The following is a 10,599-nucleotide window of genomic DNA, read 5'->3' as shown; positions in this document are numbered from 1 at the left end:
TTCTTCGATCTGCACGCTGCAAACAAAAGCCAGTTGGCCGAACAAGCACTGCACGCGATGGGCAGCCTGTACGAAATCGAACGGCAAGCACGGGACATGAGCGATGAAGAACGCTGGCGAATACGACAGGAAAAGGCCTCACCGATCCTCGATACACTGCATGACTGGATGCTGGCCCAGCGTGATCTTGTGCCCAACGGATCGGCCACGGCGAAAGCCTTGGATTACAGCCTTAAACGCTGGGTAGCGCTGACGCGCTACCTGGAAGATGGAACTGTGCCCATAGACAACAACCAGGTCGAAAACCAGATCCGGCCCTGGGCACTGGGGCGCTCGAACTGGTTGTTTGCCGGGTCGCTACGCAGCGGCAAACGCGCGGCGGCGATCATGAGCCTTATCCAGTCGGCCCGCATGAACGGGCATGATCCGTATGCCTATCTCAAGGACGTGCTGACACGCCTGCCGACGCAGCGGGCGAGTGAGGTCGGCCAACTGCTGCCGCATCAGTGGGCGCCTGCCTGAATCACGCAAGGTGAGTTCGGCGGACGCTTACCTTTGGCGTAGTTGGTGCTTTGGCGCGGATTACGAAAACCTCGCCGTGCTTACGGTTGATAAAGGTGCGCACATACTGGTTGTCGAGGTTGGCAAAGAAGGTCCCGTCTTTCTTATTGGTACCACTCGCCACTGTGTTGTCGCCGGTGTAAATGGCATAACGCGACATGCTTTCCGAACTCTTGCTCCAGGTCGGCGGGTTACTGGCCGGCATGGCCGGACCGCCACGCGCCTTGGCCACCTCCGTCAGTTTATTGAGGTACTCACGCGGGGTCGCCAGGGCTGCCTGATCAAACGACAATGGCTGGAAGCTACTCAAGCTGGCACAAACATCCTGTCCGCGCAGCTCCTTGCCATCAGCGAGAGTGAGTACCGGAGTTGGCAGACCGGAACCTGCTGTTTCGTCGGTATTTTTGTCCCCTGCGTAGATCCGATAAATCAGTTGCTGCTGGCCGTTTTCGGCTTGACCAGGCGCATGGATCTTGTCGCGGGTCTTGGCTTCTTGGTAAACGCCCCATGGAATAGGAGTGCTCAACGGCTCGCTAACCACTTCGATTTTATAGCCGCGCTGTTTACTGTTGCGGTCTGCACCGAAGAGATATGGGTTGCTAGCACCTGGCTTCGGCGCGATCAGGTAGTCGGCCACTGAGTCGAGAGGAGCACCCAAACGGTCATAGCTGATTAGGGACATATAGCGAGCATGCGGAAAACTGCCCTCTAAATGCAGCTTCGCGCCCTTCGGCACCGAGAAAGCTGCTCCCCAATAGAATGTTCCGGCGTCAGGGAAGGCGATGTTGATGTAGGGGTCACCACTGACCGGGCCGTAGCGCCAAAAACACGAACGAGGGCCTGGCATTGGATCCTTACCGATGGCAACACGCTGCTGGCCTTCCTCGAAGGCATTCGCCTGATCCCAGTTAGCCTGAGAAGGCGAGGCCGCCAGGATTAGAGTGGTCATCGCTAAAACTTGTGACGTTAGCCAATATGAGGGCTTCAAGGTCATCTCCTTATCGGTGGATTCAAACCTTATTTTGGATACCGTATCCAGGCAGCGAAATAGTGTGGGCACCACAAGGGATAGGGCGGTTTTCTAGCGCGTATTTTTCTAATGTTGTCGCTTACAACTGCTGCGGACACACGCCTTGGCAAAGTATGTGGTGGTCGACCCTAAGGACTTGGGACCTGCTACCGAGGGCTGCTAGCTCTCCGCCGGCAACACCAGTCAGTTCCCCACGCATAGGCCACGCATGCCGCATTAGGATCATTAGGATCATTAGGATCATTAGGATCGGGCGAACCCTGGGTGAGAAGAACGGCTCTAGGCAGCCACTCTGCTATGTCGACAGCCGGCCTAATAAATTAGCACCGCCCATTTACAGCGATAGCTGCACCTGTGATTGCACTAGCCTCCTGAGAGGCTAAAAATACGATCACATTAGCGACCTGCTCTGGCGTAACCCAGCGGGTGGCATCCGCATCAGGCATATCGAGGCGGTTCTGCGGGGTATCGATGATCGATGGCATGATCGCATTGACCGTGATGCGCTGATCTTTCAACTCTTCGGCCAACGCCTCCGTAAGGCGCATCACCCCGGACTTTGCTGCAGCATAGGCCCCCATGCCTAGGCTGGCCTTACTGGCCGCTCCGGCTGCAATGTTGATAATGCGCCCGGCTTCGGCTTTCTTCAGGTGTGTCAGCGCGGCCATGCTAGCCGTTGCGGCAGTGCGCACGTTCATTTGATACATCAAATCCCAGGTCGCAAGATCGCCGCCCTCGATGGTCTCCCAGCGAAAACCACCCGCCACGTTGATGAGCGCATCTAATCCTTGAAAATGCTGCTGCACCTGCTGCATTGCACAATTTGCCATGTGCAGATCGGTTAGATCGACCGCGCCGATAAGCAGTTTTTCAGAGCGCGCCGTGTCGGCCAGGGGTCGCGGCACGCTGGCCTGATCAATCAGGGCCACCCGCCAACCATTGGCCGCGAACGCCTCGCCTACCGCTATACCTAGACAACCGAATCCACCGCTAATTGCGACTACTTTACTCACGCTTATTCTCCTTGAAGTGGACTACACCAGGGCTGCACTGAGCACTGAGCCCCGGCACGAGTGGTCAGCTAGGTTGCCACTATTGCCGTGCAGAACCTGTCGCCGAGCCGACAAGTGGGCACAGTCAAGAGTGCTAACTTGCCTGGTCGCTGAGTCGCTGAAAGCCATCAGCCGCTCAACTTTCTTGAGTCGAGAGAAAAGGATCGCGCGCAATGAATCTGATCGTGTTTGCCATACCGATTTTTTTAACCACCACCTTGCTGGAAGCATGGCTGGCGCACCGCCGCGGGCTAGCGGCGTATTCCATACCTGATGCCATCAGCAGCTACCAATATGGTCTATTGAGCCAGGTGGTTGGGGCGTTCACCAAGTTGGCGAAACTGGGCGTTTACACTCTGGTATTCGAAGCCTACCGCGCCACGACCTTGCCTAGCGATAGCCTGTGGGTATGGGTCGGAGCCCTTGTGGCCTACGACTTTTTCTACTACTGGCATCACCGTATGAACCATGAAATTGGCTTGCTGTGGGCCGGGCACGTATCGCATCACTCTTCCGAGTACTTCAACCTGGCAACAGCCATACGCCAGTCCTCGACGAGCGCACTTCTGGGCTGGATATTCTATCTACCGATGGCAGTGGCCGGTGTGCCGCCCAGCGTGTTTGCCGGGGTGTTGCTGATCGACTTGCTTTACCAGTACTGGGTGCATACCGAGGTAATTGGTCGTTTGGGCTGGCTTGATCGCATCTTCGTCACACCCTCAAACCATCGCGTCCATCATGGGCAAAATGACTACTGCATGGACACAAACTACGGGGGCATTCTGATTCTCTGGGATCGCCTATTCGGTACCTTCGCCGAGGAGCGCAAGGACGAGAAGGTCATCTACGGCGTGCGCACACCGTTGCAGAGCCTTAACCCATTCTGGGGCAACATGCATTACTACATTGAGCTCTGGCAGAAATCCAAAGCCACCCCGGGCTGGCGGGCTAAACTTGGCGTCTGGCTGGCACCACCTGGTGGCTGGCACGATGAGGCGAGCGAGCCTTACGAGCCGTCGCAGTTTAAGTATTACGATCCGTGTACACCCGATGCGGTCAAACGCTATGCGGTAGTGCATCAGGTGCTTGCAATGTTGTTCCTCATGCATTTTCTGACGCTACTCAACACCTTGCCGAAGACCTTACTGGCACTCTACGCCGCTGGCTTTGCCATTTCGGCAATCTCTCTCACGTCACTATTGGAAGGACGTGCCAATGCACGGCGTTTTGAGCAGTGCCGTGTCATAGGACTGGGCATTGCCTTTGCTGCTCTACCTGACTGGTTCGGTTTTAGTATGCCCATCGCACTCAAGCTGATGTTATTGGTTGTAATGCTAGGCAGCGCTGCATGGCTCAGCCGCACTTCCTTCAAACCTGCTGCTTTGTGGACTTCCCAATGAATGCCGATGCCATTTCCGACTTGATCTTGGCTGTGGTTGCCTTTTCCATTGCCTTTGTCCAGCTGCGCCAGCGCCCTGCTCTAGCCATTGGTTGCGGCCTGATCGGCCTGGCGGCAGCGATTGGTACACTGCATTACCAGTATGGTGAGTTGTTCGCCGGCCCACATCGCTTTACCGGCCTGGTTGCCGCCAGCGCAGGTTTCCCGCTGCTGGTCATTGCACTGCGCTGGCCAGATGACTCTGTTGCTCAGCGCATCACGGCCGCAGGGCGCTTCGCGCTCTTGGTTGGGAGCTTCGGGGTGGTGATTAGCGTGTCGGGATTTGACACCTGGCGCATGCTGGTGCCTCTTGGCTCTGTCTTGTTAATCTGTGCCACAGCCTTAGTGACGCGGCGGGTAATGCCACTCGGGGCGGCGCTAGTGTTCATCGTTAGTCTAGCGGCCGGTGCAACCGGTGAAGAGATGCTCGGACCGCTATCTGGCATCCAATGGCTGCACTACTTGCTGTCTTTAGCCCTGCTGCTGCTGCACCGGGATAGGGTGGTGCCGCTGTTAGCTGCGAGCCGTTAATTCGGCTTCCCCTGCATCCCATATCTTGGGAAACTGTCGAATGTGGTTAAGACCCAACATCGATGTTTCCAAGGTTTCCAAATGCAAAACATAGATGACGCAGCCCATCAGACAATCTACCGCCTGCGCGAGGCAGATGACTGGTTCGCAAGCTTGCCGGGGGAAGTGCAAGACAAAATCATCCAGTCTTCCGTATTGCGCCACTATCGCAAAGGGCAGGTGATCACTGCCCAAGGCAGCCGACCGACTGCAGCCTCAGTAGTGCTTGAGGGGCGCGTGCGGGTTTCGCGGCTGCTATTCGAGGGTGAGGAGAAGCTTTATATGATTGGCGAGAGAGGATTTTGGTTCAACTTCCTCGCCCTGATTACAGGCGAAAAGGCCGATGTGGCTGTGATCGCCGATACCAATGTGCAATTACTAATGCTGCCTCTGCAGCAATTCGAGCGAATCCTTGAAGAGGAACCTCTCTATTGCAAGGCAATTACACTTTTTATTGCCAAGCGCTATGCCGCTTTTATGCGGCACTTTGCCGATGGCCAGATGATCGTGCCGCTGCAACGGCTGCGTACAGGTTTAGCAGAACTGTTGTTGCTGCAACCACCGGCAACAGGCTCTGAGGAAGTTATTTTGAATGTTTCTCAGGCGGATTTAGCCTCCATACTTGGTTCTTCCCGCCAGACTATCAACGGGCTGCTAAAACAACTGGAAAAGGCGGGACTGATTAAGATCGGTTTTCGGCATATTCGAGTAATTGATCCAGCTGGGCTTTCTGAGCACGCGGCTAACTGAGCCGGCACTAATCTCGATGTAATTTTCGCAGGGCCGAGTGCATCGCTGTTGATCATGAGTGGACTCACCACCTGACTTCATCAGTACCACCTGACCACAATGCTAGAGGTGAACCGGCCCTATCAATAGCCCCGGCTTTCCTAGAGACCTTTGGGCCTAATAACTGCCCCCGCACGAGGGCCGCTTGGTCACCAATCAAAGACTGCTTTTGGCCGAGTCCGGTCTATCGCGTCAGGCTTGAATCGGCCAAAAGCGGCCGGTCGACAATGGTGTGTCCGACCCATTGCTGTCGCTCGCAAAAGCTGATGGACAAGAAGGCGTTGTCTACCCTACAAAGCCATCAAGTCCCTGTAGGGTGGAAAACTGCGGAGCATTTTCCACCAGTGGTCATCCAGGCTACCGCGCTGAGAATGCGTAGTGATGTATTACGTCCTCAGCCACAATGTTAATATCAAGCTGCAACATATCGACAGCCGCCTGCTTCAACACATGACATTAATGGAGCTGGGCAGGCTTGAAGTGAATAATAAATTTTACAAGCTAAAAAACTAACGAATATATTATATTTCGAGAATCAAAAGGAAATTGATCAGCAATGTTCACTGTTAAAAACTACGGCGTCTCCTTTTCAACAAAAAAAAGCGACATCGCGCTAACTAATTTCTTCGTGTCATTAGTAGGAGCCGATATTGACTTTCCAATCCGCACTGATAGTGCGAGAAAAATAATAATTGACCAAGATGAAAAATATATCTATGGCACAGTTATAACCATAAAAAACCAGAAAAAATTCACATCATTAGTAGGGAAAGGAAGCAATCTTGAAATTAAGGTCTCGGATCTATCAAAACTTGAAAAAATAGCTGAATTCAATTTTTTAATTATCAATAAAAAAAATGGCTTTGGGATTTACCAGTATCATCATGGGTCGTGTACCGCCCCTAATTTTGGATCAATGATAACCACGCTTTATAGGCGAAAATTAGAGGCTAAGCGAGATGCAGAGATATTAGCTCTCGGTGGTAGAGATTCCGTACCAAGAAAACAATTAAAAGCTATTAATAGTCGTTTTTTTCATGGAATTGAATTTGACATGATTGCTCAGTCAAAAGACATTAAAAAAGTTTTAGAAAAATACAAATCCATACGTTCTTTCAGATACGAAGTGTCTTCTCTCGAAGCGTCTTTACGTGAAGAGTCGCCGCTGCAAGGCCTAATTGAAAAGGTAAGACATCACGTACGCTTTGATAGCTCAGTAGATTCAAGTCTGATCATAAGTGGTATTCAAAGTATGATACCTACCATTAAACAAGCAACGGCTAGAGTTGAAGTGCTTGACGATCAGGATGAGCCGGTCTCTGTGAAAGTAATGGATGTGCCTGCGAATTTTGGCGAAATGGGCTATGATGATTTCATCAAGAATTTGCTAACATTTAAAATGACAGACATTAAAGGCTGTAGTTTGTTTCAAGATCTTAAAGGCAAATGCGAAAAGGATTATAAGCATGTCTTCACAAAAACATCCTCTAACTAATAGCAAGGAATGCTGGACATTTGTTGTGGCGGCGGCAATCACTGCCTTACTCTATGTGGCCCTGATAATCACGATTTCTAAAGAGGTACACCTGAGAGGTTTTTTGTTTTTAGAAGCTGGCACAACCGCTAAAATATTTGAGTTCTATGCAGAAAACTTGAGAGGGAGTCTTTTTACAGGGTTCTTAGCACTTGGTGGGTTTCTTATGTCTGCCAAAACTTTTATCATTGTTAATATGAAAAAAGAGGTTTATGACTCCGCCAAATACAAGCAGGACTGGCTCGATGGTATGGAGTTAAACGGCCCTGAAAACTATCCACCTTTATTTAGGCCGCTTAGAAGATTAAGCAACATACTCTTCTACACAATCTCATTTAGCTTTCTTGCATCCATAGCGCAGCTAACTATTGGCTTGTACGAAAGCGTACCATCTGTGATGGTATGCTCGTTCCTTGTAATTCTAGCTATATCCTTTTTAATGCTTTCGCTTTATCTCATAAAAAAGAATTTGGCTACAATGTTTGACTACCTAGACAAGTCACACGATCCAGTACTTCCTCTCGGAGACGACTAGCAGCTATGTATTCGCTGCCAAGTAAGTCATCGGCGGAATGAAGGGTTTAAATTTATTACATCAGCATTTATGAAGTACGCCCAACTATTTCTACTGCAGCGTACTGCTTTAAGTAGCCTCTCTTGGCGCAAATTATTCTGATCCGAGGAATTGCCTCTAGTTAAAGCCTATCGTAGGCTGAATGCCCGCTTCTGGCCGATTCTGTTGAAAAAGTGCCGTCGCGATTTTTGATCATGAAGGAGCGTTAGAGACGTTGAAATCTGGTTCGCTCAGAAGCCAAAGCTGTCTTGGTTTTCACGTAGCAACGTCGAAATTGAGCGATTCTTGAGCTGCCGAAAAGCAGCGCTCTCGAAAACCGACTTTTTCAACAGAATCGGCCGTTCTCTGCCGGTCGTCACTAAGGCGTGCGCTGGTCAAGTCGAATGCAAACGCTTGGTCAGCTTGTGCAATTGACCGGTCAGTGGCTGTGCGAATGGGTGGTCAAATCACTGCAATTTCGCACCCTGAGGGGTTATAGATGAATCTCCGTACGGCGGATACCGAGTTTTCGTAGCTCGTCGACCAAGCTATTGAGGTCGGGAAAAGAGTCGATCTCGTCCTGATCATCTATCAGAAAGAAACTGCGGCCGGCATCCTTCTTGAACATCACGATCCATTCGCGAGTATTTGCTGGATTGGCTAGGATTTGGGTATCAAAAACTACACCTTCGGCAATTCTGACTTTCACGTTTTCGCGCTTCATTACTTCTCCTGTACTGGCAAAACGGCCCGATCAGTCTGGTGTACTACGGGCTTGGGCTTGCTGGCACAAACGTTACACCGAGAAGCCTTGGACTCTTAGTGGGCCTCATTATGAGGCTTGGAGGTCGCTAGAAAAGCCGGGGCTATTCATAATCTCAAATCGCAGTTTGCATTCAGGCCTATACCGGAGCGGTTTTTATCTTCAGATGAGGCGTCCAAAATTTTTCCAAGGCGTTAAATTTGCTGGAAAATGAACCGGCAGATTACTCTGCAAGCAATATGGAAAAGCCTTAGGCCACAGGGCTCATGACGAGGTAGTTAACCGGGAAATGGCACTTACTCCCCTCATTCCGCAAGACCGCGCCCCTGGTGACCTCCAGGATGCTGTCGTCGAGCTCATGCGACTCGACGCCGCGCTGCACGCGAATATCCCTCAGCCGCTGCGGCTCCCCATGATGAACCTGCTGCGTAAGGTCAACTCGTACTACAGCAACAGAATTGAAGGGAATTCCACCGTCCCGGCTGACGTATTGCGTGCGCAGGACTTGCCCGCTGACGTCAGGGCCGGCGAGGAGTTGCTGGAGATCAAGCGCCACATTGAAGCTCAGAAGCGCCTCAGCGATGACCCAATTGATGAGGTTGATATCTGTACCAATGGCGCGATTTCGCGCATGCACCGCGAATTCTACGAGGGTATGCCCGAAGAGTTCCTGCAGATCAAAGTCAACGAGGAGGGAGAGACTGTTCGTCTTGTTCCAGGCGAGTTCAGGGATCAAGGCGTCAAGGTCGGAAACCACATCCCACCGGCTGCCGAGAACCTTCGTACATACATGAATTGGTTCGAAGGTGCCTACCGATTGGATCGGCACCATGGGATAACTCCAATCCTAGCTGCAGCTGCTTCACACCATCGGCTGATGTGGATTCACCCCTTCATGGATGGCAATGGCCGAACTGGCCGCTTGTTCACTGACCAGTACCTTAGGGCTGGTGGCCTAGGTGGATATGGCCTGTGGTCAATGAGCCGTGGCTTCGGCCGGAACGTCGACGCTTACTATGCAGCCCTCGATGCTGCGGATCAGCCCCGGAAGGGTGATCTTGATGGTCGCGGAGAGCTTTCCGATTCGGGATTGCTGACATTCACCCGCTATTTCGTAGAGACCGCTCTCGACCAGGTGACTTATTTCAGCTCTCTCCTCGAGCCGCGGATGCTCAACCAGCGGATTGACATCTACTTCCAGCAGCGGCAGAGAGGTGTGTTCATCAGCGGAAAGGGCGAGGTGTTGCCGGTGCTTCGGATTGAGGCGCGCGAGGTTTACAAGAGCCTGCTTTACCATGGCGATCAGCGGCGAGCCGATATCCAGACTAACTTGGGGTTCAGCAATTATGCTGCCCGGACTCTTCTTTCGCAGATGGCTCAAGAGGGTTTGATCAAGCTGGACGGGCGTAAGCCGGTCTCGTTGAATCTCTCTCGACACTCTATCGAGTTCCTGTTCCCCTCCCTTTGGTAATTGTGCGCCCTGAGTGTTTGCGCTCAGGGCTTCAGATGTTTCGGTGTACGGGGCGTGAACTAGCCCCGGACTCCAATTCAGCCTTTTGTGACTAGCTGCTGACCCAAGATCTGAAAATCTCGTGCTATCACTTTTGCAGAAATTTGATTCGTTAATCTGGAGGCTATTTGCAAGAAGGCGCGCATTTAAAACAATGACTGTGCAAGATCAATATGAGTCTGCTCGCATGGGTAAATGGAGCTCTAAACGTTGAACGCGCCAACCGTGAGTAGGAGCCTCCTCTAGAAGTGACGTTAGTGAGCGGCGAAGAGGTGCTAAAAACAGAAAAGCCAGGTACAACCTGGCTTTTTTAGTATCTGCTGGCGCTTACTGTTGCTGCAGCCAGCTCTCGACTTTCTCAGCACCGTATTGCTCTTTCCATGCCTTAAGAACTTTGTGGTTACCGCCTTTGGTTTCCACTACTTCACCGTTGTTCGGGTTTTTGTAGCGTTTCAGAGCGCGCTCGCGGCGAGCACCTTTCACATGTGCAGTAACGCCTTTGCCGGCGCTCGGGTCGAGCAGGGTGATCACGTTACGCAGGGAGTAGTTATAGTCAGCCAGCAGGGCGAGGAGTTTGGTTTCAAACTCAATTTCGCGCTTGAGCTTTTCGTCACCTTTGAGGGCTTCGAGGCGCTTCTGTTGCTCGGCGATTTGAGCTTCCAAAGCTTTGTATGCGGATTCCACGCCATTCGGACACTCAGCCCACGCTGATCCGGACACCTGTTCCACGATCATTCGGACAGGCAGTCGGAGCGCAGCGACGCAGGGCTGGCATTGTTAGTCTGAGGTGCCCGGCGTC

General features: G+C 52.0%; 11 protein-coding genes. 7 read left to right on the top strand and 4 right to left on the bottom strand.

Translation table 11 applies throughout. The features are described from left to right. Positions 1-522 (top strand): transposase (locus HBN63_RS20895; protein WP_170050746.1); only part of this gene is annotated, 522 nt, incomplete at its 5' end. A 1-nt stretch (position 523) separates the two neighbouring features. Here HBN63_RS20895 and HBN63_RS20890 read toward each other — a convergent pair. Both HBN63_RS20890 and HBN63_RS20885 read right to left on the bottom strand, forming a co-directional pair. Continuing rightward, positions 524-1,510: a hypothetical protein gene (locus HBN63_RS20890; protein WP_170050745.1), complete on the bottom strand. Its 987-nt coding sequence runs from the start codon at positions 1,508-1,510 to the stop codon at positions 524-526. A 401-nt stretch (positions 1,511-1,911) separates the two neighbouring features. Further along, on the bottom strand, positions 1,912-2,604 hold the full coding sequence (locus HBN63_RS20885; protein WP_021219117.1) for an SDR family NAD(P)-dependent oxidoreductase: 693 nt from the start codon (positions 2,602-2,604) through the stop codon (positions 1,912-1,914). Between the two features lie 212 nt (positions 2,605-2,816). On the opposite strand from HBN63_RS20885, the gene HBN63_RS20880 reads away from it, so the two are divergent. From HBN63_RS20880 to HBN63_RS20860, 5 genes are all read left to right on the top strand, one after another. After that, positions 2,817-4,043: a sterol desaturase family protein gene (locus tag HBN63_RS20880; RefSeq protein ID WP_003090706.1), complete on the top strand. Its 1,227-nt coding sequence runs from the start codon at positions 2,817-2,819 to the stop codon at positions 4,041-4,043. After that, entirely contained in the window at positions 4,040-4,612 is a 573-nt protein-coding gene (locus tag HBN63_RS20875; RefSeq protein ID WP_021219115.1) for a hypothetical protein, read from the top strand. Before HBN63_RS20880 ends, HBN63_RS20875 begins: the two co-directional genes overlap by 4 nt. An 81-nt stretch (positions 4,613-4,693) precedes the next feature. Next, positions 4,694-5,401 carry a Crp/Fnr family transcriptional regulator gene (locus HBN63_RS20870; protein ID WP_003090707.1) on the top strand — a complete coding sequence of 236 codons (708 nt, stop codon included), beginning with the start codon at positions 4,694-4,696 and terminating at the stop codon, positions 5,399-5,401. 595 nt (positions 5,402-5,996) lie between these two features. Further along, positions 5,997-6,935 carry a hypothetical protein gene (locus tag HBN63_RS20865; RefSeq protein ID WP_126593986.1) on the top strand — a complete coding sequence of 313 codons (939 nt, stop codon included), beginning with the start codon at positions 5,997-5,999 and terminating at the stop codon, positions 6,933-6,935. Next, entirely contained in the window at positions 6,907-7,509 is a 603-nt protein-coding gene (locus tag HBN63_RS20860; RefSeq protein ID WP_126543330.1) for a hypothetical protein, read from the top strand. The genes HBN63_RS20865 and HBN63_RS20860 overlap by 29 nt, the downstream gene beginning before the upstream one ends. 511 nt (positions 7,510-8,020) lie before the next feature. Here HBN63_RS20860 and HBN63_RS20855 read toward each other — a convergent pair. After that, positions 8,021-8,251, bottom strand: a complete 231-nt coding sequence (locus HBN63_RS20855; protein WP_034010206.1) for a hypothetical protein — start codon at positions 8,249-8,251, stop codon at positions 8,021-8,023. Between the two features lie 328 nt (positions 8,252-8,579). Here HBN63_RS20855 and HBN63_RS20850 point away from each other — a divergent pair, with 328 nt between their 5' ends. Beyond that, a complete protein-coding gene (locus HBN63_RS20850) occupies positions 8,580-9,761 on the top strand; it encodes a Fic family protein (RefSeq protein ID WP_170050744.1) in 1,182 nt (393 codons plus the stop codon). Between the two features lie 366 nt (positions 9,762-10,127). Here HBN63_RS20850 and HBN63_RS20845 read toward each other — a convergent pair whose 3' ends face one another. Further along, positions 10,128-10,535 carry a histone-like nucleoid-structuring protein, MvaT/MvaU family gene (locus HBN63_RS20845; RefSeq protein ID WP_170050743.1) on the bottom strand — a complete coding sequence of 136 codons (408 nt, stop codon included), beginning with the start codon at positions 10,533-10,535 and terminating at the stop codon, positions 10,128-10,130. Between the last annotated feature and the right edge of the window lie 64 nt (positions 10,536-10,599).

This window comes from Pseudomonas sp. WS 5011, from assembly GCF_012985775.1.
GTDB classification, from domain to species: domain Bacteria; phylum Pseudomonadota; class Gammaproteobacteria; order Pseudomonadales; family Pseudomonadaceae; genus Aquipseudomonas; species Aquipseudomonas peli.
This window is presented reverse-complemented; position numbering and strand designations above follow the sequence as displayed.

What these genes read in the sequence shown, in the direction of transcription:
- HBN63_RS20865 (WP_126593986.1), top strand. Translation starts at nt 5,997, where the DNA reads ATGTTCACTGTTAAAAACTACGGCGTCTCCTTTTCAACAAAAAAAAGC.
- HBN63_RS20870 (WP_003090707.1), top strand. Translation starts at nt 4,694, where the DNA reads ATGCAAAACATAGATGACGCAGCCCATCAGACAATCTACCGCCTGCGC.
- HBN63_RS20880 (WP_003090706.1), top strand. Translation starts at nt 2,817, where the DNA reads ATGAATCTGATCGTGTTTGCCATACCGATTTTTTTAACCACCACCTTG.
- HBN63_RS20890 (WP_170050745.1), bottom strand. Translation starts at nt 1,510, where the DNA reads ATGACCACTCTAATCCTGGCGGCCTCGCCTTCTCAGGCTAACTGGGAT.
- HBN63_RS20855 (WP_034010206.1), bottom strand. Translation starts at nt 8,251, where the DNA reads ATGAAGCGCGAAAACGTGAAAGTCAGAATTGCCGAAGGTGTAGTTTTT.
- HBN63_RS20850 (WP_170050744.1), top strand. Translation starts at nt 8,580, where the DNA reads ATGGCACTTACTCCCCTCATTCCGCAAGACCGCGCCCCTGGTGACCTC.
- HBN63_RS20845 (WP_170050743.1), bottom strand. Translation starts at nt 10,535, where the DNA reads ATGATCGTGGAACAGGTGTCCGGATCAGCGTGGGCTGAGTGTCCGAAT.
- HBN63_RS20860 (WP_126543330.1), top strand. Translation starts at nt 6,907, where the DNA reads ATGTCTTCACAAAAACATCCTCTAACTAATAGCAAGGAATGCTGGACA.
- HBN63_RS20875 (WP_021219115.1), top strand. Translation starts at nt 4,040, where the DNA reads ATGAATGCCGATGCCATTTCCGACTTGATCTTGGCTGTGGTTGCCTTT.